We start from the raw sequence: 24,814 nt of genomic DNA on the forward strand, positions 1-24,814 counted from the left end.
GCAAGCAACCGCGACCACGCGGAAGGTACACACGCCACCGCGTTCACGCATCACACTGAAAGGCCGTAGCCATCAGACGCCCCGCACTGTTCAAACGAACTCACGCACGCAACAGCGAAACCCGCGCGCACCGCGGCACGCGACGCACCGGCGTGCTCGCACGAGTCACAGCCGTGCTCGCCGCCGCAACACTCGCACTCACCGCATGCGGCGCTGGCGGCTCCAGCAAGCAAAACGAAGGATCCAACGGCAAGGGCAACGGCACCAACAAAACCGCGGTCACCGTCGGGCTGACCGCGGCACCTGCCAACCTTGACTTCACCACGACATCGGGCGCCGCCATCCCACAAGCGCTCATGACCAACGTGTATGAAGGGCTCGTGACCGTGGACCAAAACGGCGACCTCCAGCCGCTGCTCGCCGAATCCTGGGACGTTTCGGAGGACCGCACCGAATACACCTTCACCCTGCGCGAGGGTGTAACCTTCTCCAACGGGACCAAGTTCAACGCGGAAACCGCTAAGTTCTCGATCGAACGAGTCAAGACCGACGCCTGGAAGAACGGCCTCAAAACCGGCATGGACGTCGTTGATAAGGTAGAAGCCGTCGACGACACCACGCTCAAAGTAACGCTCAAACACCCGTCCAAGGCATGGCTGTGGGACATGGCAACGCTCGTCGGCGCACAGTTCGCACCCGACGGCGTAGACAACCTCGCAACCAAGCCAGTAGGCACCGGGCCGTTCACCGTGACCAAATGGGATAACGGCCGTAGCCTGACACTCGAAGCGCGCGAGGACTACTGGGGCGAAAAACCAGCCTCCAAGAAAGTCACGCTGCGCTACTTCGCAGACGCCACCACGGCCGCAAACGCGCTCAAGACCGGTTCCGTAGACGCCATCCCAGCGTTCCAAGCCCCAGAGCTCATCCCAAGCTACGAAAAGAACCCTAAGTTCAAGGTTCAGCGCGGCACCACGACCAGCAAGGTCATGCTCGCGATGAACAACAAGAAGCCGCCATTCAACAACCTCGACGCGCGCAAAGCGATCATGTACGGCGTCAACCGCCAAGCAGTCCTCGACTCCGCATGGGGAGGCTACGGCGACCTCCTCGGCGCGCCAGTTCCGCCAACCGACCCGTACTACGAAGACCTCAGCGGCGAATACCCATACGACCCAGAAAAAGCCGCCAAACTCGTCGAAAAAGCCGGCATCAAGGGCGAAACCGTGACCATCGCAACGCCATCGCTCCCATACGCGACCGCGGCAGCGCAGGTCATCGTCTCCGACCTCAAAAAGATCGGCCTCAACGCCAAAATCGAACAGCAAGAGTTCCCGGCCGTGTGGCTCGACAAGACCTACACCAAAGGCAACTACACGCTCTCGGTGATCGCCCACGTCGAACCTAAGGACCTCCTCAACCTGGTCCGCGGCGACTACTACTTCGGCTACGACGACTCCCGCATCGCCAAGCTCCGCGAATCCGCAGACACCGCAGGCGACGAAGAATGGGCCAAGCTCACCAAGGAACTCGTCCGCAAGGTCTTCATCGAAGACGCCGCCGCGAACACGCTGTTCCTCATGGCGGGCATCACCGTCATGGCTGCAGACATCGAAGGCATGCCGGAAAACACCCCGACCACCGCACTCGACCTCACCAAGGTCCACCACAACTAATGTGTGCGCCACTCATGTGCGGGGGTAAGCGGTGATCCGCAGCCTGGCCCTGCTCGCGTTGCGGATGATCACAACGCTCATCGTCGCCTCCATGATCCTCTTCGCCCTGTTGAGGATCATGCCGGGCGACCCTGCGCAAGTCGCGCTCGGCCTGCAGGCATCCCCGGAAGCGGTCGCGGCACTGCGCGCCGAATACGGCCTGGACAAGCCACTCGTGGTCCAATATCTCGAATGGATCGGCTCGTTCCTGACCGGCAGCGCGGGCGAATCCCTGGTCACCGGCCAAGACATGACCCCCATCGTCGCCGACCGCTTCGCCGTCACGATGTGGCTCGTGATCCCGTCGGTAGCGCTGAGCCTGCTTGTGGCCGTGCTGCTCGGCGCGTGGTCGGCGCGCCGCGCCGGAAAGCCCGATGCGGTCCTCATCTCACTCATGACCCAAGGCTTCATGGCCGTGCCCGCGTTCCTCGCGGGCTTGTTGCTCGTGTTGCTCTTCTCGGTGAAGCTCGGCTGGTTGCCGGCCTCCGGCTGGGTCGCCCCCAACGAAGGCTTCGGTACGTTCCTTTCGCACCTCGTCCTTCCCGTCATTGCGCTCTCGCTCGTGCAAACCGCGGTACTGACCCGCTACGTGCGCACCTCGATGGCCACCGTGCTGCGCAAAGACTACATCCGCTCCGCCCGCGCCCGCGGCCTCAGCAAATCCGCGGCGATCCGCCGCCACGGCCTCCGCAACGCCGCCATCCCCGTGCTGACGGTTGCGGGACTGCAACTGGCAGCGGCAGTCATCGGCGCCGTCGTGATTGAGCGAGTCTTCGACATCCCGGGCCTCGGCGACCAACTCCTCATCAGCGTCGAACATCGTGACATGGTCACGATCCAAGCCATCGTGATGCTCTTGGTGACCGTGACCGTGGTGATCAACGCGATCGTCGACGCCCTGCTGGTGGCGGTTGATCCGCGGCTTCGCGTCAAGGCGGTGGCGTGATGCGCAAACTCCCCGTAACTCTGTGGGCTGGCAGCGTCCTGATTGCGATGGTCGTGCTGCTAGCGCTGTGGTCGTGGGTTATCGGTGCCCCATACGATCCGGTGGCAGCCGACGCGACCGCGCGACTGCAAGGCGCGAGCGCCGAACACATCATGGGGACCGACCGCTTTGGGCGCGACATATTTTCGATCATCCTCGGAGGTGCGCAAGTCGCGCTATCCGTGGGCGTGGTTGCGGCGCTCATCGCGTTGATGGTCGGAACCCCGCTGGGCATGTGGGCAGCGATCCGCCGCGGCTGGGTTCAAGGGGCAGTGACCCGTTCGTCTGACGTGATTCAGGCGTTCCCTTCGCTGCTTTTGGCGATCGTTTTCGCGGCCTCCTTCGGGGCGTCGCCCATGGTTGCTGCCGTTGCGATTGGCATCGGCGCGATCCCTGGATTCGTGCGGATGGTGAGAGCCGTGACAGCACGTATTCTGCGGGAAGAATATATTACTGCGGCGCGGGCAGCTGGCCGGAACTGGTTCAGCATCGCGTGGCGGCACGTGCTCCCGAACCTCGCAGGGCTTTTGCTCGTCGAGATCGCGGTGACATTCTCCATCGCGATCCTCGCTGAATCTGCGCTGAGCTACCTTGGCCTCGGGACGCCTGCCCCTGAACCATCGTGGGGTCGAATGCTCTACGAGCACCAGGTGTTCATCGAAGTAGCACCCATGACGCTGGTGTGGCCGGGGCTTGCAATCGCGATCAGCGTTCTAGGCCTCAACCTGTTCTCCGAAGGCCTGCGCGACGTGCTGCAAGAGCGCCGCTCTTAGGCGCGGTTTTCGCGGTTACAGGGCTTGAAAATCCCTTGATCTGTGCGGCTGAAAATTGAATGTTCACCTGTTGCTTTCCTGGTGTTTTCCGTTCTTTGTGCCTATGCATAGAAAACTCAGTAGTCTAAACTGCGACTATCAACAGCCTGAGACCCGAGTCACAGCGAAGGATGAACGACGTGTCGTCACGCGAGAACAGCACACCTGAAGGCAACAACCCCGAGGGCGCCGGCAATCCGGAGAGCGCTGGGATCCAGCCGCCGGCTGGCTACACCCCGCCGCCACCAGCGCAGGACGGCCACGGTGGCAACACCCAGGGCGTTCCGCCGCAAGACGACGCGACCGCCGTGTTCCCGTCGACCCCATACGGCGCCAACGACGACCAGACCCGCGAATACTCCGCAGTTTCCGGGCCGGTCGCTCCAGCGGCGCAACAGAACCAGGGCTACGGGCAGCAGGGTTATGGCCAGCAAGGTCAGTACCAACAGGGGTACGGCCAGCAGGGCCAGTACCAGCAGGGCTACGGACAGCAGGGCTATAACCAGCAGGGAGGCTACGGCGGCCCAGGCCAGGGTGGGCCAGGTTATGGCGGTCCCGGTTATGGTGGTCCTGGCCCGGGTGGCCCAGGCTATTACGGTCAGCCGGGCGACGAACAAGGTGGAGACAAGAAGAAAAAGGGCGGCCTTGCGTGGCTTTGGTGGCTCATCGGCGTTCTGCTTGTCCTCGTTGCCGCGGGCTTGGTTTACATGTTCGTGTGGGGGCCTTGGAGCAACCAAGAAAACGGCGGCAACAATGATCCATCGCCGAGCGTGACTGAGCCCGGCGGGAACAACAATGGAACCCCAGGCTGGAACACCGAACCCCCAGGTGGCGATAACCCTGGCGGCGACGACTTCTTCACGACCGACCCATTCGGTAACTCCGGTAACAATGGCGGTGGAGATACTGATCCGTTCGGTAGCAACTCGGGTGGCGGTGACACGGATCCGTTCGGTAGCAACTCCGGCGGTGGGGACACCGATCCGTTCGGCGGAAACAACTCTGGCGGTCCATCAGAAGATCCGTTTGCTTCGGCGAGCGACATACTCCGTGAACTCGAAAACCTGCCAGAAATAACGATGCCTCCAGTTGAAGACCTGGGCGTCAAGCGATGACCTGGGCGTGACTCCCGGTTTCCAAACCTCACCCCATAGCAAGGCTCACACCCGGAAGGTAATGCCATGACCTCAGGAAACTCGATGCCCCCAGGGCCGAACTCGCAGCCGGGTCCACAGCCAGGTCCACCGCCAGGTCCGAACTCTGAGCCGCAACCAGGCCAGTACCCCGGCCAGCAGTACCCCGGCCAGCAGTATCCAGGTCAAGGTGGTCCGGGCTACTACGGTCAGCCGGGCGACGAGAACGGCGGCGGCGACAAGAAGAAAAGCCGCGCGTGGCTGTGGTGGCTCATCGGCGTCCTCGCGGTCGCGATCATTGCCGGCCTCGTTTACATGTTCGTGTGGGGGCCATGGAGCAAGCGCGAAAGCAACACGATCGACGTTGACCGCCCAACCGCACCAACTGAGGCGATGCCAACCATTCCTGCACCGCCATCTGTGCCAGGTGGATCTACCGGCCCTAACCCGACCGAGGATCCCTTCGGGCCAAGCACTCCTGGTTCAACCGACGACCCATTCGGGCCAAACCCGACGTCCCCAGGTGGCACCAACCTGCCTTCCTATGACCCAAGCCACAACCCGTGGTCCAGCGCTCCACCATCTAACTTTGGCTCTCTTGACCCGAACACCGGAGCAACGCTCCAGTCCTTCAAGGACGTTCCGCAATACTGCGAGTGGCAGTTCGGGAAGTCCTCATGGCGAGCAACTGACGACGGCATGACCTACCAAGGGCCGAACAGCGGCGAGGCCTTCACTGACGTCACCTGCGGCATGTCCCTGATCTCCCTGAACAGCAGCAACCAGGCACCAGGCGTTGAGAAGATCATGGACGCCATGATCCATGGAAAACAGGGCAAGGGCACCATCGAAGGTAACGACCTTGGCAACTTCTTGCCAAACAACAAGCCGTTGCGCATCGACTACGAGATCAACCAAAACAACATCAAGATCGAGGTATCGGCGAAATAACCCGCCACCACAACTCACCTCGCTCATACTCAACGGAGGCCGCGGCATCGACATCGAGCCGCGGCCTCCGCTTCATCCGATCCACGCATCGAGGTCCTGGCCGTTAGACTCATCACTATGTCAGCCGCACTCCCTAGAGACCCCATCGCGTCCGCCCAAGCCAACTGGGAGAAATCCGGATGGGGCGAGGTCTCCGAACCCATGGCGACCGTGACCAGCATCGTCCGCGCCAACCAAATCCTCACCGGCCGCGCCGAAGCCCTGTTGCGCCCGTTCGACCTCACGTTCGCGCGGTACGAAATGCTCATGGTCCTGCGCTTCGCACGCCGCCCCATGGCGATGTCCAAGGCCTCACGCGTGTTGCAAGTCCACCCCACATCGGTCACCGCGGCGGCAGAGCGGCTTGAACGCGACGGCCTCATCACCAAGACCCCGAGCCCCGACGACGCCCGCACCGTACTGCTCGCCATAACCGAAGCTGGCCGCGAGCTCAGCGAAGAAACCACACAGATCCTCAACCGGGAACTCTTCGCCCAAACCGGTTTCACGCAACGCGAGATAACCACACTCAACCGCATCCTGCGCAAATTCCGGCAGAAAAACGGGGACTTCGCCGAACCCCTCGGATAACGTCACAATCCGCGGGAACACACACGCGGGTGGGTTAGATTGGTGTCATGTCGAGTACCCGCCGGAAAGCCTCCGCAAGCGAACCTGTAGCGCCACCAGCACATCAGAGCGCGATCGCTCGCCGTGTTTTCCCCACGGGTAAAGAACCAGACCCACGCTTCACCCTCGCGAACGAGCGCACGTTCCTCGCGTGGATCCGCACCTCGCTCGCGTTCGTCGCAGGCGGTGTCGCACTCGAGGCGTTCGAGGTCGGCAACTGGGATCCCGTGCTCCGCAAGTCGGTGGCTATCGCGGTGATCGCGATGGGCTTGCTCATCGGTCTGGGTGCCGCGTTCCGTTGGTTGCGTGTTGAGCGCGCGATGCGCCACGACCATCCGCTACCTGTCCCGCTGATCATCCCTGTGCTTGCGCTGATTGCTGCCGCAGGCTCGGGTGCCGCTGTTGGTTTGGTGCTGACGAACTGATGCCGGAACACGGAAGCGGCGAGAGGCGGGCGACCCGAGTCCGCCTCAGCACTGGGTGGCACACCGTCAAAGAAACGGGTGTCACGATCAGTCGCGCTGTGCGTCGTCGTATCCCGATCAAGCCGCCGCAACCACTTCCAGAACCCGTCGACGTAGGCCTGCAGCCGGAGCGCACATCGTTGGCATGGTCTCGCACGGGCTTTGCCGCGCTCGTCGCAGGGTTTATGGGTGTCCGCTGGTACGGGCAGATGGGGGCGCTGTTGCTCGTGGCGACCGCGCTGACGTTCGTGGGGGCTGTGTGGGTTTCGACGACCCAGCGGGGCCGTCTGCGCCGCATGGCTGAGTCATTCGAAGAGCGGCAACCGCCACCCGTGGTGCCGGTCATTACGATGACGCTCATGGTGGTGGGCATGGCCGTGATCGCGATCATCGTGGTGTTGCGCGTATAGCCGCCCCTAGTTTGCGTACCGCTTGATCACGAAGACCCTCAGCTGCTCCGCGAGCGCTGCGAGCTCTTGATGCGCGTAGTGGTCGGCGCGCCAGGCGGCGTGCAGGGTCACGGTGAGCTCATGGCCTCCGTTGGTGATACGTAGCGGAACGAGATCGAAGCTCGGGTCCTCGGTCACCACAGCGACCCCCTCCGTCGCGACGAGCGCTTGGGCTACGCGGCCTGAGTTGGTTTCGATGATGTCGGGCTGTGAGAGGCCAGCGGTTTCGCATGCGCCGTCGAACACGCGGCGGGCCTTGAATGCCCGCGATGGAATGTGGATGGTGTGCTGGGCGAGCTCCTCGAGCGGAACGCTGCGGCGCTGAGCCCATGGATGCTGCGCGGAAACATATGCCCACACCGGCATCTTTTGAAGCTGAACGTGGGGGATGTCGGCTGCCGGAGCGGAGGGCATCACTGCTAGATCGGACGTAGCGATCGTGTCCTGCAAGCTCGCATCCAAGGACGCCTCAACAATGTTTGGTTGCCACTCGGACTGCTCCAGTGTCGCCACGAACGGAATCACAACGTCGATGAGCGTGGTGCCTGGCGCGGCGAACGTCACTTCACGCATGCCGCCGTGGGCGAGTAGATCCGCGAAGTCGAGATTGTGCTGGAACTCGGTCAGTAGCTTCTTGGCGGCGGGGAGAAAATCGCGGCCAGCTTTGGTGGGAGTGAGTCCGGACGGAACGCGATCAAACAGCACAAGCCCGACGTCGCGGCTGAGCTTCTGAAGCTGTCGCGTGACTGCCGGCTGTGTGATGCCGAGGTCTCGAGCCGCGGAGGATACGGAGCCGGCTTCGGAGACGGCTACGAAGGCTTTCAGGTGCTCGATGTCCATGATTCCCAGTCTATGCGTATTCGTTATGGGGGTTATGCCGATAACTGATTAGACAGTCATAATGATTTCGGATCAGAATGTGATGTACGCAACTTTCTGCGATCCGTTTTCACCGGGAGGTTCACACCACAATGCACGCGGACAACACCAACGTCAGCACCCCGCTCGAACAGAGCCGCCACCTCGCAACTGACCTCCCGGGCCCTAAAGCCCAGGCACTGGCCGAACGACAGCGCGCATCGGTATCTGCCGGCGTCGGCGGGACCATGGCGACCTACGCTGTCCGCGCCGACCGCGGCATCATCGAAGACGTCGACGGCAACCGCCTCATCGACCTCGGCTCCGGCATCGCCGTGACCTCCGTGGGTGCATCCCACCCGAAGGTCGTCGCTGCAGTCCAGGATGCTGTCGCGAACTTCACCCACACATGCTTCATGGTGACCCCGTATGAGGCCTACGTTGAGGTCGCTGAAAAGCTCAACAAGCTCGCCCCGATCTCCGGCGAAACCCGCACTGTGCTGCTCAACTCCGGCGCTGAAGCCGTTGAAAACGCCGTCAAGATCGCGCGCTCCGCAACCGGCAAGTCCGCCGTCGTCGCATTCGATCACGCCTACCACGGCCGCACCACGCTCACGATGGCGCTGACCGCGAAAGCCAACCCGTACAAGAAGGCGTTCGGTCCTTTCGCGCCAGAGATCTACCGTGTAGCCGGCTCCTACCCGCTGCGCGACGGCCTGAGCGGCGAAGAAGCCGCGGCTCGAGCCATCAAGCAGATCGAAGTCCAGGTGGGTGCGGACGACCTCGCCGCGATCATTATGGAACCGATCCAGGGCGAAGGCGGTTTCATCGCGCCAGCGCCAGGCTTCCTGCCGGCGATCGTCGAATGGTGCAAAGCCAACGGCGTCCTGTTCATCGCGGACGAAGTCCAGACCGGCTTCGCCCGCACCGGCTCGATGTTCGCGTGCGAACACGAAGGCATCGAACCAGACCTCATCACCACAGCGAAGGGCATCGCCGGCGGCATGCCGCTCTCCGCGGTGACCGGCCGTGCCGAGGTCATGGACGCCGTCCACACCGGCGGACTCGGCGGAACCTACGGCGGTAACCCAGTCGCCTGCGCCGCAGCGCTGGCCTCGATCAGCGTCATGGAAGAAGAAAAGCTCGCCGACCGCGCGCAAGAAATCGACCGCATCATCACCGAAAAGTTCACCGCTGCGCAGGAAAAGGACAACCGCATCGCGGAAGTCCGCGGCCGCGGCGCGATGAAGGCCATCGAATTCGTTGACCCAGCCACGGGCGAACCAGATGCGGCACTCGCAGGTGCGGTCGCCAACGCAGCCCGCGCACAAGGCGTCGTAACCCTGACCTGCGGAACCTACGGCAACATCATCCGCCTCCTGCCGCCGCTGACCATCAGCGACGAACTGCTCACCGAAGGCATCGACATCATCCTCGAAGCCCTCGCACAGAACTAGCCCTCGCGCAGAACTAAACGGCACCGCGCAGAACCAAGCGGCGTAGCCAGCACTAGAGACTCAACTGACAATCCATACCAACAGGAAGCGATAACAATGACGAACGCTCAGAACCCAACCATCGACCGCGACGTGGTGGTCATCGGTGCAGGTCCAGCAGGACTCATGGCCGCATACACCCTCAAGAAGGCCGGTAAATCGGTCGCCGTCCTGGAAGCACGCGAACGCGTAGGCGGCCGCACCTGGAATGGTAAGGTCGCAGGAACTGACGGCAAGGAACACTTCATCGAAATCGGTGGCCAGTGGATCTCCCCAGACCAGACCCGCCTCTCCGATCTGGTTGAGGAACTCGGCCTCAAGACCTTCTCGCGCTACCGCGAAGGCATCTCGATCTACGTTGACCCTGAAGGCAACCGCCACGAGTACACCGGCGACCGCCTCCCAGTGAATGACGCGACGAACAAAGAGATGGATAAGCTCATCGACCTGATGAACTCCGTCGCAGAAGAGGTCGGCGCAACCGAACCGTGGGCCGCTGAACGCGCTGCGGAGCTCGACTCGATCTCCTTCAAGGACTTCCTCGCTCAGCACACCGACGACCAGGAAGCGATCGACAACGTCTCGATCTATGTCGCATCCGGAATGCTCACCAAGCCAGCGCACACGTTCTCCGCGCTGCAGGCGGCACTCATGGCCGCATCGGCGGGCTCCTTCTCCAACCTCGTGGACGAAGACTTCATCCTCGATAAGCGCGTTGAAGGCGGTATGCAGTCGGTATCGCTGACGCTGGCCAAGCACCTCGGCGATGACGTGTTCCTTGGCAGCCCGGTCCGTGAACTCGAATGGGCCACCCCAGACCCATCGACCGCCGATGAACTCAACAACATCGCCGCCGATGTGCGCAACGGCGTGGAAAACGGTGTGCTCGGCCCAGTGACGGCGGTGTCCGACAAGGTCACCGTCAACGCGAAGGCCGCCGTGCTCGCGGTGCCACCAAACCTCTACAACCGCATCCAGTTCGTTCCGCCACTGCCGCGCGAACAGCAGGTAGCGCACCAGCACATCTCGATGGGCCTGGTCATCAAGGTCCACGCGGTCTACGAGACCCCGTTCTGGCGTGAAGAAGGCCTCTCCGGCACCGGCTTCGGTGGCGGCCGCCTGGTCCAGGAGGTCTACGACAACACCAACTACGGCGAAAACTTCGCCGGCGGAACCAGCGGTGAAGAGGATCCATACGGAACCCTCGTGGGCTTCGTCTCCGACGTCTATGCCGAAGAGATGTGGGCCCTGCCAGCGGAGGAACGCAAGCAGCGCATCCTCTCCGCTATGGCTGACTACCTCGGCCCGAAGACCATGGAGCCGATCGCGTTCTACCTCTCCGACATGGCGGCAGAGGAATGGACCCGCGGCGCGTACGCAACCAGCTACGACCTCGGCGGCCTGAGCCGTTGGGGCCACCTGCAGAACCAGCCAACCGGCCCGATCTTCTACGCATGCTCCGATATCGCCGCTGAAGGTTATCAGCACGTCGACGGCGCTGTGCGTATGGGTGAGGCCGCGGCTCATGCGATTCTGGAAGCACGCTAACATTCACGCGCACCCGACAACCGGGTGCTGTTGAGGAGGACACCGTGCCAGTTCCATCCCGTCGAATCCTTGTAGGTTACGTCGCTACCGCGGCGGGCCGTGACGCCCTGAACTTGGGCATCACGCTCGCCGTGGACCGCGACGCCGAGCTCCACGTGACCATGGTCGCTCCGGAAGCTGAGCCGTACGCGGCCGCAGTCTCCCAGGGCGCTGGCTACGAGCGCGTATTGCGCCGCCAGTTGCAGGAATGGGTCGATGAAGCGGTCGCTTCGGTCCCAGAGGGCGTCCGTGTGTTCGGTCACGTGGTGTCTGCGCATTCGGATGCGGAGGGGCTGCTGGCTCAGGCTCGGGCGGTCGATGCGGGTGCGATTGTGATCGGTGCCCGCGGCGGCGGTGTTTTGGGCCGGTACCGGATCGGTTCGGTCGCTCAGGCGTTGCTGCATAGCTCGCCGGTCCCGGTGGTGTTGGCGCCTCGTGGTTACAGCGGCCACGGCCCGCTGAGCCGCATCACGGCACTGTTTGGCGATCGCCCTGGCGGTATGCAGGTGATCGCTGAAACCCTTGCGGCCGCCGATGCGACGGACACCCCGGTCCGGTTGGTGACGTTCGCTCAGGCGTCCACTACAGGTAAGTCTTCGGCCGCACACACAGGTGTTCCAAACGCGGAAGCGATGAAGTCTTTCGTTCTGGGGCAACTGGATCGGCTGGAGAGCGACGAGCACGGTGAGCGTGCTCGCGCGATGATTAGCTCCGGTCAGGCGACCACCGAAGTGGTTGCTGGCGAGGAGATCGAGAAGTCGGTGCGCCGCCTCGATTGGGAACCGAATGAGGTCGTGGTTGTGGGCTCGTCACGCTTGGCCCCTGCTGGGCGGGCGTTCTTGGGCTCTAAAGCTGCACGCGTTCTGCGTGCGATCTCGGTTCCCATGGTGGTGGTTCCCGCACCGCGGTGAGTTACTAGCGGCCGCGGTCACGTTGGGTCGCGGTTCTGATGGAAGGGGAGGGCGCGTCCATGGCCACCTCAACGGACAAACAAAAGAGCAGCGCAAGCTTCTCTGGCAAGGGGCTTGCGGCCGGTAAGGTCGGCGTGCTCGGAGCCGTCGTGATCGGTGTTTCGTGTATCGCACCGGCTTATACCCTGACGTCAGGCTTGGGCCCAACGATCTCCGAGGTGGGGACACACGTTCCCGCGATCCTTCTGTTGGGTTTCATCCCGATGCTGTTGGTCGCCTTCGGTTATAAGGAGCTCAACAACAGGGTCCCGGACTCCGGGACGTCGTTCACGTGGGCAACCAAAGCGTTCAACCCGTGGATCGGGTGGATGGGCGGCTGGGGCTTGATCGCGGCGACCGTGATCGTGCTTTCAAACCTCGCGGCCGTTGCGGTGGACTTCTTCTATCTGATGCTCGCGCAGCTGTTCGGGGACCCCTCCATCGCAGATCTCACACGGAACCTGTGGGTCAACATCCCCACGACCATCGTGCTGATCGCGCTCGCCGCGTGGATTTCCTATGTGGGTGTTGAGGCGACCAAGGCCGTCCAATATGTGCTGGTGGTCATCCAGATTGTTGTGCTGGGCGGCTTTGTTGTCATGGCGTTCCGCGGCGTCAGCGAGGGTACGGCCTTCGATGCGACGCCGGTGAGCTTGGACTGGTTCAATCCGCTTTCCGCTGGGGACTTCTCAGTCATCGCGGCGGGTGTTTCGCTTTCGATCTTCATGTTCTGGGGCTGGGACACGACCCTGACCATGAACGAGGAGACGAAGGACCCTAAGACGACCTCGGCGCGCGCATCGATCATCGTGATGCTCGTGATCATGACGGTCTACATCGGTGTGGCACTCGCCGTGGTTGCGTGGGCCGGTACGGGTGATGAGGGCCTCGGCGCCGGCAACCCTGAGAACCAGGAATCGATTTTCGCGGCGCTCGCCGGGCCGGTCATGGGTCCGTTTGCGCTCGCGATGGCGGTGGGCATCATGGCGTCGTCCTTTGCGTCGCTGCAGTCGACGATGGTCTCGCCTTCCCGAACGCTTCTTGCGATGGGCTATTACGGGGCGTTGCCGCCGAGCTTCGCGAAGATCTCTCCGAAGTACCGTACACCGTCTATGGGCACGATCTTCTCAGCTGCCGCCGCCGGAACCTTCTACATCGTGACCCGCGTGCTGAGCGAAAACGCGCTGTGGGACACGATCACCGCGCTCGGCCTCATGGTGTGTTTCTACTACGGAATTACCGCGCTCGCGGCGGTCTGGTACTTACGCCACGAGCTCTTCGAGAGCGCCAAGACGGTGCTGACTCGCCTCGTCTTCCCGCTGCTGGGCGGCATCATGCTGCTGGTCATGTTCTTCAAGACCGCATATGACTCACTCGACCCAAGCTACGGTTCCGGTTCATCCCTTGGCGGAATCGGCATGGTTTTCATCCTCGGGATGGGCGTTCTTGTGATCGGGGTCACTATCATGATCATTACGGCCATCAAGAACCCAGCGTTCTTCCGCGGTGAAACTCTGCCGCAAGTGGACTCCACGACCGACACCTACATGGGTGACGTCGTCGGGGCCGCCCTCGAAGACGGCGACGCAACCACCGCATCTGCCGCTGCTGGATCAAATGTAGCCAACGAACAGGCCGCCACCGCTAAAGCTGCCAACAACGTAAAGGATGAGGAGCAGAAGTGACCAACCAGTCCGCCGCCGCACATGTGATGCCTCCGGAGTGGGAACGCCACGAACGTACGTGGATGTCTTTCCCGACCCCGAATGACACGTTCGGCGAGCGTGGTTCCGAGTCGCTCGAGCGTGCGCGCGACGCGTGGACTCAGGTTGCGCTCGCGGTGGCTCGCTACGAGCCGGTGGTCATGGTCATGGACCCTGCTGATGAGGCCGATGCGCGGGCTCGCTTGGGTGAGAACGTCACGTATTTCGCGGCTCCGCTGGATGACGCGTGGATGCGGGATTCCGGTCCGACGTTCGTGCGTACCACCGACGGTGAGCTTGCCGCGGTCAACTGGGTTTTCAACGGCTGGGGCGCTCAGGACTGGGCTGCGTGGGATCACGATGCACTGCTCGCTTCGCGCGTCGCCGCGCAGGCTGGCGTGCCGCGCGTGGACTCGCAGCTTGTCAACGAAGGCGGCGGGATCCACATCGACGGCAAGGGCACCGTGCTGTTGACCGAGTCCGTGCAGATGGACCCGGGACGCAACCCTGGTGTGGATCGCGAAGAGATCGAGCGCGAGATCCACAGCAAGATCGGCACGACGCACGCCGTGTGGGTTCCGTACGGCCTGACCCGGGATAACGGACAGTTCGGAACCCGCGGCCACATCGACATCGTCGCGTGCTTCACTCCGGCCGGGGACGTCCTGCTGCACATGCAGAACAACCCTGACCACCCGGACTACAAGGTGTCCCGTACCATCAAGGAAGTGCTCGAGGCTGCGACCAACGCTGAGGGCGAGCCGCTGCGGATCATCGAGGTCCCGGCGCCGCAGGTGCTGACCGATGACGAAGGCTGGGTCGACTACTCCTACATCAACCACTACGTCGGCAATGACTGCGTGATCCTGTGCGGCTTCAACGACCCGAATGACGAGGTTGCCGTCAAGATCATGCAGGAAGCGTACCCAGGCCGCACGGTTGAGCTCGTTGATGCGCGCGAAATCTTCGCGTGCGGCGGCGGGATCCACTGCATCACCCAGCAACAGCCAGTGGTGGGCGCATGAGCAAGGTTTTTGATGCGGGCGACGTTGTTGTGCCGTTCGATGTTGCTGAGGCGAGCATCGCCGAGCTGCGTGCCGCGCTTGAAGAGGGCCGGGTGACAGCTGTCGAGCTGGTGACCGCGTACCTGGACCGCATCGATACCTACGATGGTGAGCTCAACTCGGTCATTGTGCGTAACCCGGATACGTTGGCTGAGGCGGAGGCCTCGGATGCGCGCCGACGTGCCGGTGAGTTGGCGTCGCCGCTGGACGGGATTCCGTACACCGCGAAAGAGTCCTACATGGTGCGGGGGCTCACGGTTTCGGCGGGTTCGCCCGCGTTCAAGGACCTCATTGCGCAGCGCGACGCGTTCACGATCGAACGGCTGCGTTCCGCTGGCGCGATCTGCCTAGGGCTCACTACGATGCCGCCCATGGCTAACGGCGGAATGCAGCGTGGCCTCCACGGCCGCGCCGAATCCCCGTACAACCGCAGCTACCTCACGAGCGCTTTCGCGTCGGGTTCTTCCAACGGATCCGGTACCGCGACGGCCGCGAGCTTCGCGGCGTTCGGGCTGGGGGAGGAGACCTGGTCTTCAGGCCGCGCCCCGGCATCATGCAACGCCTTGTGCGCCTACACGCCGTCCCGCGGCGTGATTTCGATGCGCGGGAACTGGCCGCTGGTCCCCACGATGGACGTGTGCGTACCCCACACGCGGTCGATGGCGGACATGCTCGAGATCCTCAACGTGATCGTCGCCGACGACCACACCCACGAGGGTGACTTCTGGCGCGAACAGCGCTGGGTCGATGTCCCGAAAGCCTCCGATGTGCGTCCCGCCGACTATCGCGAGCTGGCAGAGCAGCGCCCGCTGGCTGGCATTCGCATCGGCGTCCCGGGCATGTACATCAACCAAGATGAGCACGCTGGAACCGGCGGAGACCGAACTGGCGACACCGGCGTCGGCGGCCCCATGGGCCAGAAAATCAACACCCACCCCGACGTGATTGCGCTATGGGAGAAAGCACGTACCGTCCTCGAAGACGCCGGGGCTAGCGTGGAGATTGTGGACTTCCCAGTAGTCAGCAATTACGAAGGCGACAGGCCTGAAGCTCCCACGATCTCAACCCGCGGGATGGTGAGCCCCGAATACCTCACCGACGAGGTCGGATACCTCGCCGCATGGTCATGGGAGCGTTTCTTGCGCGCCAACGCTGAGGTCACTGAAGCCGGCGGGGAAGCGCCGCGGCCGGCAACGCTCACAGACGTTGACGGGGCGGACATTTTCCCGCATCCGGAAGGCGCGCTCGAAGACCGCTACGTGGGCTTCGACGACGACATCGCAACCTACCCGGACATGATCCGGGAGCGCGGGTTCTGTGAACTGGCGGACATCCCGGGCATCGGGGACGGCATCGCGGGTATGAACCAGACCCGCGAGATCGACTTCGATGACTGGATGGCCGAGCGCAACCTCGACGCAATCGTTTTTCCAGCGATGGCCGACGTCGGCCCAGCCGACGCCGACACCAACCCCGAATCAGCCGACAAAGCGTGGGCCAATGGAGTCTGGGTTGCCAACGGCAACCTCATCCCACGCCACTTCGGCATCCCGACCGTGACCGTACCCATGGGAGCCATGCACACCGCAATGCCCGTGGGTCTCACATTCGCGGGCAAGCCGTATTCGGACAACACACTGCTGGCGCTCGCCGCAGAGTTCGAAGCCCGGCACCCGGCCCGCACCACACCAAGCCTGACCGTAACTAGCAAGGATTCAGCCGCCACCATCGGCAGCGAGTGAAAACAAAGGAGCAGGAACAATGTCCCAGTCCTACGTTGGCATCAACCCGGCAACCGGCCAGGTCAACAACGAATACCCACACACCACTGACGCCGAAATCAGCGCGGCCCTCGACAAGGCCGTCAAGGGCTACAAGGAATGGCGCGCCAAGAGCATCAAGGAGCGCAGTGAGATCCTCGCGAAGGTCGCCGACCTGTTCGTTGAGCGCCGCCGCGAACTCGGCGAAATCGCGACCAAGGAAATGGGTAAGCCATTCGGCGAAGCCCGCGGTGAGGCCGCGTTCTCTGGCGAAATCATCCGCTACTACGTAGAGAACGCCGAAGAGCTCCTCGCTGACGAGGTCATCAAGGACGACGAAGACGGCAAGGCCGTCATCCAGAAGCGTCCGCTCGGCCCACTCGTGGGTGTCATGCCGTGGAACTACCCGTACTACCAGGTTGCACGTTTCGCTGGCCCTAACCTCATGCTCGGTAACGTCGTGCTGCTCAAGCACGCGGAATCCACCCCGGACTCGGCGCTGGCTATCCAGAAGATCATGGACGATGCGGGCGTTCCGGAAGGCGTCTACCAGAACATCTTCGCGTCCCACGAGCAGATCGCATCGCTCATCGAGAACCCACAGGTTGCGGGTGTCTCGCTGACCGGTTCGGAACGCGCAGGCCGCGAGGTTGGCGCGACTGCAGGCAAGGCCCTCAAGAAGTCCGTTCTTGAGCTCGGCGGTAACGACCCGTACGTGATCCTCTCGAGCAAGGATCCACGCCAGGCGGCCCGCGACGCGATCGCGATCCGCTTCGAGAACACCGGCCAGGCATGCAACTCGAACAAGCGCCTCATCATCATGGAGGACATCTACGACGAGTTCCTCGACGAACTGATCAAGGAAACCGAGAAGCTGCAGCCACACGACCCAATGGAGAAGGGCGAGAACGTGTTCGGTCCGCTGTCCTCCGAGAAGGCAGCTGACCGCCTCGTGGAGCAGCTCGAAAAGGCGGTCTCCGAAGGCGCGACCCTGCGCGTCGGCGGAACCCGACTCGACCGCCCAGGCTTCTACGTCCAGCCAGCCGTCCTGACCGACATCCCGAAGGACACCACCGGCTACAAGGAAGAGCTGTTCGGCCCAGTCTTGAGCGTCTACAAGGTTTCCTCCGATGAGGAAGCGCTCGAACTCGCGAACGACACCGCGTACGGCCTCGGCTCCGCAGTGTTCGCTGTCGAGGAAGGCCGCGCAGAACGCTTCGCCGAGGGCATCGAAGCCGGCATGGTCGGCGTCAACGGCCCAACCTTCGAAGACGTCGACATGCCATTCGGTGGCGTCAAGGGCTCCGGCTTCGGTCGTGAGCTCGGCAAGCTCGGCATCGACGAGTTCGTCAACAAGCGCCTCATGTGCTTCAACAAGTAAGCGACTGACGCTGGTGCTGACGCCAGTGGCGTCCGCTAACAACAGCTTCGGCTAAAACAGCAGTGGCGGGCGGTTCACACGAACCGCCCGCCACTCGCGTTTAAGAGGAGTGTTACTCCGCGCCTTCTGCTCCGCGATCTCTACTCCGCGCCGTCTACGAAGATCGTGGAGAAGTCGCGGTCACCGCGGCCCGTCTCCTGAGCCGCATCCAGCGAACGCAGAGCGGCATGCACGGCGGGCATGTTCGCATCGAACGCATCGGCATCAACCGCGCCCTGCTCGTACAGCTCACCGAAACGCTCCGAACCCGCCACGGCGGCGAGCATCAAGCGAGCGTCCTTAGCGATCGCGTCCACCGTGAAATCACCCGGTGAGGTCACCCGCTCACCCTCAACGAACGGGCGCTTCATGTTCGCGATGAACGCGAGGCCGGTCGAATCCAACATGTCCAGGGTCTCCGAGCCATCCAACCCAGCCGCGGCGCCCAACGTCAGAGCCTCACGCAGGCCCTGCGCCGAAACCGCCAACGCGAGGTTCGCGAGCAACTTGCCCGCGGTAGCCTTCTCTGCGGAATCAACCACACGCAAACGAGCCGGATCAGCCCACACAGCCACCACATCGGCGGCCTGGGTGCGCACGCTCTCATCCTGGGAACCCACATACACTCCGAGCTTGCCCGCACGAGCCGGACCCAACGTGCCCACCACCGGGGTCGCAACATAGCTCGGAACCGCGGCAGCGAACTCGCGCGCATCCTCCATGCCCACCGTCGTGGCATCAAGCCACGGCACACCGTCCGGGATCAAGCCCGCGCCCGTGATGACCTCACGCACCACATCAGGGCCAAACAAACACGAAACGACGACGTCCGCGCCAGCCACCGCATCGGCGGCAGACTCAGCGAGCGCGGCACCCTCCTCCACGAGCGGCTGCGCACGCTCAGCCGAGCGGTTCCACACCGTCACCTCATGATCTGCGAGCAATTTACGGGCGAGCTCGGTGCCCATCCGGCCAGTACCAAGAAAAGCAATCTTCATGCGTTAAGTCTCTCGCATTGCCGCGTTCAAGCCAACAAGCGGCTGGAGCCAACGAACGGTGCCAACCCCAACGAACCCGCGAACGCAGTTCGCCCCGGGTCTTCACGCGAAGACCCGGGGCGAACATGAACTAATGCGAATCAGCCGCTAGTGGGAGCAACCGCATCCGGCGTCGTTGGAGTCGCTGCCGTCGGTCACGCAACACACCTGCTGCTTCTCTGGCGCAGGAACGTCCAGGACAGGGGAGCGGTCGAAGAAGCCGTCTGGGCGCAGCTTGAACCCGACCGTGTCGACCGGCATGATCGGCCAGTCCTCAGGGCGTGGGAAGTGGGTCAGGCCGAAGGAGTGCCACACGACGTTCTGCTGGGTGTCGATGTCGCGGTCAGCTTCGATCCACTGCTTGATGCCGTGCTTACCCGGGTTCTGGTTCGGGTAGTCACCGGTCGGGTATTTCTCTTCCTTCGCGTAGCGGGTGACCCACAGTCCGTGGCACATCACGGTTGCGCGGCGGCCGATCGAGGAGTCCTCGTGGTCCGCCAAGAGCAGCGGCGTGCCGGCTGGGTGCAGCTTGTAGGCAACAGGGTGGCCCAAACGGTTGGTGGACTCTGGGTTGGAGATGACCCACGAACGGCCCACCGAGCTGTCCGGATCGCGTACCGCCTCAGATTCCTTGGTGAGCACGGTGCGCTTGCGGGTGAACGCGTTACCGCGCGGGTTGTCCACGGACACCGGCACGCGCACGGCATCTTCTTCCTCGACGCGGGTTGGCCCGCCGTCGAGTGCGAAGTCGAGGCGTGCCGCGAACTGGTGCTGGTGGAACGGCGCACCCAGGCCTGGAGCGATTTCGCTGTTGTAGCGTGGGTCGCCCGTGTAGCCGGAGGTGAACACGATGCCGGTGGCTTTGGCCTCGAACTCGATGTTGCCGTCGAGGTAGAGGTACCAGTAGAAGCCGTAGTCGTAGTTACCAACGGTGGTGAAGATCGAGAACACCATGCGGCGGTTACGGCGGGTGTAGGCGGTGTCTGCCCACAGGTCGGTGTGCTTAGCGAGCAGCGAGTAGTCTTCCTCGTGCATGCAGATGCCGTTGGTGATGGTCACCGGGTTGCCGTCGTTGTCCGCGATGGTCGGGGACAGGTAGGTGATGTCGCCGAGGCAGTCGCAGCCGAGCTCGAGCGAGTTGGCGCACTGGCCGATGAGGTACTCACCCGTGTCGAAGTAGTTCTGCCACGAGCGCACTGGGCTTGGGTCACCGTACGGGACCACCATCTCTGCGATGGATGCGCGGTTGAGGATGCGGCGGCGGCCCTTTACTGGGTCGTCGAAGCACACGTTGTGCAGCACGAGGCCGTCACGCATGTCGAAGCCGACGTCGAGGCTCCAGCGTTCCCATTCGACGTGGTTGCCGTTGGTCACGGTGAACGATGGACCCTCAGGCTGGGTGATGACGATCGGCTTCTGCGTTTCACGCAGCGGGTGCCCGGTGTCTTCCGGGGTCATGTAGTTGCCGTGATCTTCAGGGATTGGGTGATCGAAGAAGTCCAGGACCTGCATGACTTCCTTGTTACCCACATCGACGTAGGCGAGCAGACCTTCGATTGGGTGCGCCCAAGCGGAATCGGATTCGTGCTTCTGTACGAAAGCGAGGCCACGCAGAACACGCTTGCCAGCCTCTTCCGGGTATTCGAACACGCCGGCGGACAGCGGGGCTACACGAACGTCCTCGACCTTGAGCTCGCGCTTTTCGAGTGCCGCGATCCACTCGGGGTGGGTCGAGAGCAGCTCTTCCACGAGCGGGAACTCTTCAGCCAGGACCGGCAGCTCGCCGTATTCCTGGGTGTCGATTTCGTGGTGGCATTCAACGGTTCCGTTGGTCACGGAAACGGTCGCGTCGAAGGACTTCTGCTGTTCCGCGTCATACAGGAAGATGCGAACCAGACGGTTGACTGGGGCGTCCTCCGGCAAGTCGAAGTCAGGGTCGACGACGCCGATGTAGGCGAGGCGGGTTGCTTCGCTGAACTTGCCTGCTTCGCGCAGGATGCCCACGGCAGTTTCCACTTCTGCTGGGGTCAGCAGGGTGTGGTGCCCAGGGGTCGTGTTGGTTGGGGTGATGGTCTGCGACATGCTTTCTCCAATTCGACACGCGTGCGCCGGTGCGCCCGATGGCGTGGTTGGTGGTTTGTGAACCGGTGTCTGAACCGAGTGATGCTGGCTTGTGCATCGCGTGGGTTGAGCTTTCGTGGCACCCCACGTTTTTCTATACTTGTAGACGATAAATGTGATTCGCATTACATGCAAGTGATCTGGACCAAATACTTTCCGAGCCGTTGAAGGACGCCCATGCCGAAAGTCGTTGACCACCAAGCCCGCAGGGAACACATCGTCGATGCCGCATGGGCGCTCATCGGGCGCGAAGGTTTCGAAGCGGCCACGATGCGGGACATCGCCGCTGAAGCCGGCTTCGCCAACGGAGCGATCAAGCCCTACTTTGCGAGCAAACAAAAACTCCTGGAAGCGGTCTATAAGTCCGCATTCGACCGCACCAATGATCGCGCCGACGTCGCGTGCGCGGACCTCGCCGGCCGCGCCGCGATCGAAGCATTTGCCCGAGAAGTCCTCCCGCTCACACGTGAGACCCGCAAAGAAGCCGCGGGCGTCGTCGCCTTCTGGGGTGCCGCAACCGACAGCCCGGAACTCAAAGCCATTCACGAACGCTCGATGACCGCCTGGCGCAAACGCATCGCCGCGTGGTTCATCGAAGCGCAAGATGCCGGTGAGTTCGCGCCCTCCCAGGATCCGCGCCAAGCCGCCGATGCGCTCGTGACCTTCATGCTCGGGGCGCAGGTCGTGCTCACCATGGAGCCGCAGAACGCGCTCCCTGACATGCTGACCGCGCAGCTCGAGATGCTCCTCGATGGCTTCGCCCGCGACTCTGATCTAACCCGTGACATTGCCCCGGTAACGGCGTAGATTGAGCCCAATATGTTGTACACGTCACGTTTGCAGGGCGCAATCACGCGCTCGCCGGTAGCCCGCTCCTTCGGGGAATGGCAGCGGGCGTCTTCGCAAGCCTTCGTGCCGTTGCATGCCCACGCAACACGTGCCGGAAACTTCACCGCCAAGCTCGCGAGCTTCCAGCACACCGCGGCGTCGGCCATCCGCATCGACGCATCCGCGCACGCCGTGGAGCGAACCCCGGAACTGATTGCCGCGGGCGGGGGAGGGATGCTCAAGTTCACCCTCCAGGAAACGGGGCGTTCCTACCTGATCCAGGGTGGTCGCGAGCTCGAACTCACCCCCGGGCGGCTCGCGGTCTATGACACCTCCAAGCCGTACACGATGGTCGTCGAGGACGATTCGAGCATGCTCATCGTGATGCTCCCGTACGCTCGCCTGTCCGCGCCGGCCCGCGACCTGACTGCGTTGGCCCTCGGTGAAGACGGCGGAATGGCCGATGTTGTGGCCCCTTTGCTCACGGGACTTTCGCACCGCATTGCACGGCAAGGCTCTGCCGCGGCTGGCCGGCGCGATGCCGCGGGGCTTGCCGCTCTGTGTGCGCACTCTGTGGGGTTGATTGATGCGATGTGCCTCGAGCAGGCCGAGCGGGACTTCGGCAGGGACGCTGTTGAAGGTTCCGCTTTGGCGGCGGTCCGCGCCACGATCGAATCGAAGTTGCGCGACCCGTCGCTGACCCCTTCAACGCTTGCTCAGTTGCACTTCATGTCGTTGCGGCAGCTGTACACGGTCTTCGAGCCCATGGGCGTTCCCGTCGCGACGTGGATCCGAACCCGCCGGCTCGAAGAGGCGCGCAAGGAAATCCAAGACCCCGCGCTGGCGGGAGTTCCGGTATCGCATATTGGTGCGCGCTGGGGATTCCCTGACGCTGCGCATTTTTCCCGAGCGTTCAAGGCTGAGTTCCGGCAGACGCCTTCGCAAGCGCGCGAAGCCGCGCGGTTGGCTGGCTAGCGCTCAAGCTATACGCCCGCGGCGGTCTGCTGGCCGTGCACACATTCAAGCTGTGCATGCATTCAATAACTCTGCACAAAAACGCAAGGTGCGTGCACGGGAATACTAGATGGCAGGAACTCGCGCGAGCATGATGGTGAGCCACATCACATATCGTTCCTGGGTGGCTGCGGGACCTCTGTACCGGAACGTCTCTCGGCCCCATTTTCACAGTGAGGTGCCACATGACCGCTGAAACCACGGGGTCAGCTACGCCAGCGCCAGCGCAAAACAACCCAGCGCAACAGAGCGTCCGGCCGCCAGCATCCAAGCGCATCGGAACCTTCTCGCTCGCGCTCATGATTATCGCGGCGTCCGCGCCGCTCACCGTGCTCGCGGGCGGTGTCAGCTCTAACTACGGCGTGACCGGCCTGCTCGGTGTTCCGCTGAGCTTCCTTATCCTCGGCGTGATCCTTGCGCTGTTCGCGGTCGGCTATGCCGCGCTCTCCGCGCGTGTCCGCACCGCCGGCGCGTTCTACGCCTACGTAGCCCGCGGGCTCGGCCGCGTGACCGGCGTCTCCGCGGCATGGGTCGCGCTGCTCGCATATAACGCGATGCAGGTCGGCATCTACGGCATGTTCGGGTTCGCGTCCGCGGACACCTTCAACGCACTCTTCGGTATCGACGTCCCATGGTGGGTCTACGCCCTAGCCGGTTGGGTGCTCGTGGGTATCCTCGGCGTCAACTCGGTTGACCTTTCCGCTAAGGTCCTCGGCGTCCTCGTCATCATCGAGTTCATCATCGTGTTCGCCTACGACTTCTTCGCAGTCATCGACGCCCCGGCCGGCCTCTCCGCTGACGGCTTCATGCTCGGAGATCTGTTCGCGCCAGGTGTTGGCGCGGTCCTCGCGTTCTCGATGGCCGCGTTCATGGGCTTCGAATCCGGATCTGTCTACGTTGAAGAGGTCAAGGACCCAGAGAACACGGTCCGCCGCGCAACCTTCGGCGCCGTGATCGCTGTAGCGATCTTCTACGCGGTCTCCGCATGGGCCATGATCATGGTCCTCACCCCGGAAAAGACCGTCGCAGAAGCCGGCGAACAAGGCCCGGGTGTTGTGTTCTCGCTGTTCAGCGCGCACATCCCGAACAGCCTCGTGGTTTTCGCGCAGGTCATGTTCGTGACCTCGCTCATCGCAGCCCTCATCTCGTTCCACAACGTCGTGGCGCGCTACCTGCGTACCCTAGCGCGTGAAGGCGCGATGCCTAAGTTCCTCGCGATCTCACTCGGCCGCGGCCAGGCGCCAGCGCTCGGCTCGATCTGCCAGTCCTCGATCGCGCTCGCCGTACTCATCGTCTTCGCGATCGCCGGCTCCGGATCTGAAGATCCGATTATGTTCCCGGTCGTGACGCTGTTCACGTGGCTCACCAACGTCGGGTCCTTCGGCCTCATCGCGCTCATGGCACTCACGAGCTTCGCGGCGATGGCCTACCTGGGAACCAACGCCCCGGAAGCCTCGATGTGGACCAGGTTCGTTGCGCCGCTGCTTGCGGGACTCAGCCTGAGTGGTGTCGTGGTGCTCATCATCACGAACTTCTCGTTCCTCGTCGGCATCTCCGAAACCAGCCCGCTCAACTGGATCCTGCCGGGCCTCGTGGTTCTCGCAGCGCTCTTCGGCGGAATCTGGGCGGCGTGGCTGCGTTCAGCTCGCCCTGAGCGTTACCTCAAGCTCGGTGGCGGTGAGGCCGCAGAGCTCGAATGGGAGCCAACAGAACGGAACTGAAGCCACAACTGAACTAGCAACCGAACTGAATCCCCCATCGTCCATCCAACCGAATCGACCTTCCCGCACGGCGCGGG

The 24,814-nt window shown here is 63.0% G+C and carries 21 protein-coding genes; 18 read left to right on the plus strand and 3 right to left on the minus strand.

The annotated features are described in order from the left end of the window. The first annotated feature begins 152 nt into the window (after positions 1-152). The 8 genes from CAY35_RS05675 (at position 153) to CAY35_RS05710 (ending at position 7,139) form a co-directional block, all read left to right on the plus strand. Complete coding sequence (locus CAY35_RS05675; RefSeq protein WP_109303713.1) at positions 153-1,676, plus strand: ABC transporter substrate-binding protein; 1,524 nt, start codon at positions 153-155, stop codon at positions 1,674-1,676. A gap of 31 nt (positions 1,677-1,707) precedes the next feature. Beyond that, entirely contained in the window at positions 1,708-2,661 is a 954-nt protein-coding gene (locus CAY35_RS05680) for an ABC transporter permease (RefSeq protein WP_181377505.1), read from the plus strand. Next, positions 2,661-3,473: an ABC transporter permease gene (locus CAY35_RS05685; protein WP_109303714.1), complete on the plus strand. Its 813-nt coding sequence runs from the start codon at positions 2,661-2,663 to the stop codon at positions 3,471-3,473. The genes CAY35_RS05680 and CAY35_RS05685 overlap by 1 nt, the downstream gene beginning before the upstream one ends. Before the next feature lie 179 nt (positions 3,474-3,652). Further along, a complete protein-coding gene (locus tag CAY35_RS05690; protein ID WP_146191925.1) occupies positions 3,653-4,627 on the plus strand; it encodes a hypothetical protein in 975 nt (324 codons plus the stop codon). A gap of 66 nt (positions 4,628-4,693) precedes the next feature. Next, positions 4,694-5,596, plus strand: coding sequence for a hypothetical protein (locus CAY35_RS05695; RefSeq protein ID WP_146191926.1), 903 nt, complete (start codon positions 4,694-4,696; stop codon positions 5,594-5,596). Between the two features lie 117 nt (positions 5,597-5,713). Continuing rightward, positions 5,714-6,226: a MarR family winged helix-turn-helix transcriptional regulator gene (locus CAY35_RS05700; protein ID WP_109303717.1), complete on the plus strand. Its 513-nt coding sequence runs from the start codon at positions 5,714-5,716 to the stop codon at positions 6,224-6,226. A 47-nt stretch (positions 6,227-6,273) separates the two neighbouring features. Next, a complete protein-coding gene (locus tag CAY35_RS05705) occupies positions 6,274-6,690 on the plus strand; it encodes a YidH family protein (protein ID WP_101629865.1) in 417 nt (138 codons plus the stop codon). Continuing rightward, positions 6,690-7,139, plus strand: a complete 450-nt coding sequence (locus CAY35_RS05710) for a DUF202 domain-containing protein (protein WP_109303718.1) — start codon at positions 6,690-6,692, stop codon at positions 7,137-7,139. The genes CAY35_RS05705 and CAY35_RS05710 overlap by 1 nt, the downstream gene beginning before the upstream one ends. A gap of 6 nt (positions 7,140-7,145) precedes the next feature. On the opposite strand, the gene CAY35_RS05715 is transcribed toward CAY35_RS05710, so the two are convergent. After that, positions 7,146-8,018 (minus strand): LysR family transcriptional regulator, encoded by an 873-nt coding sequence (locus CAY35_RS05715; protein WP_109303719.1) that lies wholly within the window; start codon positions 8,016-8,018, stop codon positions 7,146-7,148. Positions 8,019-8,149: 131 nt separating this feature from the next. On the opposite strand from CAY35_RS05715, the gene gabT reads away from it, so the two are divergent. The 7 genes from gabT (at position 8,150) to CAY35_RS05750 (ending at position 17,977) form a co-directional block, all read left to right on the plus strand. Beyond that, the gene (gene gabT / locus CAY35_RS05720; RefSeq protein WP_109303720.1) at positions 8,150-9,493 is read left to right on the plus strand and encodes a 4-aminobutyrate--2-oxoglutarate transaminase; all 1,344 of its coding nucleotides are present in this window, start codon (positions 8,150-8,152) and stop codon (positions 9,491-9,493) included. Between the two features lie 96 nt (positions 9,494-9,589). After that, positions 9,590-11,080, plus strand: coding sequence for a flavin monoamine oxidase family protein (locus tag CAY35_RS05725; RefSeq protein WP_109303721.1), 1,491 nt, complete (start codon positions 9,590-9,592; stop codon positions 11,078-11,080). 44 nt (positions 11,081-11,124) lie between these two features. Further along, positions 11,125-12,030, plus strand: coding sequence for a universal stress protein (locus CAY35_RS05730; RefSeq protein ID WP_109303722.1), 906 nt, complete (start codon positions 11,125-11,127; stop codon positions 12,028-12,030). A gap of 59 nt (positions 12,031-12,089) precedes the next feature. Then, positions 12,090-13,754, plus strand: coding sequence for an APC family permease (locus CAY35_RS05735; protein ID WP_258265655.1), 1,665 nt, complete (start codon positions 12,090-12,092; stop codon positions 13,752-13,754). Next, positions 13,751-14,797, plus strand: a complete 1,047-nt coding sequence (locus tag CAY35_RS05740; protein ID WP_309136528.1) for an agmatine deiminase family protein — start codon at positions 13,751-13,753, stop codon at positions 14,795-14,797. Before CAY35_RS05735 ends, CAY35_RS05740 begins: the two co-directional genes overlap by 4 nt. After that, positions 14,794-16,578, plus strand: coding sequence for an amidase (locus tag CAY35_RS05745; RefSeq protein ID WP_109303724.1), 1,785 nt, complete (start codon positions 14,794-14,796; stop codon positions 16,576-16,578). Before CAY35_RS05740 ends, CAY35_RS05745 begins: the two co-directional genes overlap by 4 nt. Positions 16,579-16,597: 19 nt before the next feature. Continuing rightward, positions 16,598-17,977, plus strand: a complete 1,380-nt coding sequence (locus CAY35_RS05750) for an NAD-dependent succinate-semialdehyde dehydrogenase (protein ID WP_109303725.1) — start codon at positions 16,598-16,600, stop codon at positions 17,975-17,977. A 140-nt stretch (positions 17,978-18,117) separates the two neighbouring features. Here the strand turns inward: CAY35_RS05750 and CAY35_RS05755 are convergent, their stop codons facing one another. Together CAY35_RS05755 and CAY35_RS05760 are read right to left on the minus strand one after the other, a co-directional pair. After that, the gene (locus CAY35_RS05755; protein WP_109303726.1) at positions 18,118-19,014 is read right to left on the minus strand and encodes an NAD(P)-dependent oxidoreductase; all 897 of its coding nucleotides are present in this window, start codon (positions 19,012-19,014) and stop codon (positions 18,118-18,120) included. A gap of 147 nt (positions 19,015-19,161) precedes the next feature. Beyond that, entirely contained in the window at positions 19,162-21,135 is a 1,974-nt protein-coding gene (locus tag CAY35_RS05760) for a primary-amine oxidase (protein ID WP_109303727.1), read from the minus strand. A 216-nt stretch (positions 21,136-21,351) separates the two neighbouring features. On the opposite strand from CAY35_RS05760, the gene CAY35_RS05765 reads away from it, so the two are divergent. From CAY35_RS05765 to CAY35_RS05775, 3 genes are all read left to right on the plus strand, one after another. Then, entirely contained in the window at positions 21,352-21,981 is a 630-nt protein-coding gene (locus CAY35_RS05765) for a TetR/AcrR family transcriptional regulator (RefSeq protein ID WP_109303728.1), read from the plus strand. A gap of 12 nt (positions 21,982-21,993) precedes the next feature. Then, positions 21,994-22,977, plus strand: a complete 984-nt coding sequence (locus tag CAY35_RS05770) for an AraC-like ligand-binding domain-containing protein (RefSeq protein ID WP_109303729.1) — start codon at positions 21,994-21,996, stop codon at positions 22,975-22,977. A gap of 224 nt (positions 22,978-23,201) precedes the next feature. Continuing rightward, the gene (locus CAY35_RS05775; RefSeq protein ID WP_109303730.1) at positions 23,202-24,737 is read left to right on the plus strand and encodes an APC family permease; all 1,536 of its coding nucleotides are present in this window, start codon (positions 23,202-23,204) and stop codon (positions 24,735-24,737) included. Positions 24,738-24,814: the final 77 nt, after the last annotated feature.

Source organism: Pseudoglutamicibacter cumminsii, from assembly GCF_003143995.1.
Lineage (GTDB): Bacteria > Actinomycetota > Actinomycetes > Actinomycetales > Micrococcaceae > Pseudoglutamicibacter > Pseudoglutamicibacter cumminsii_B.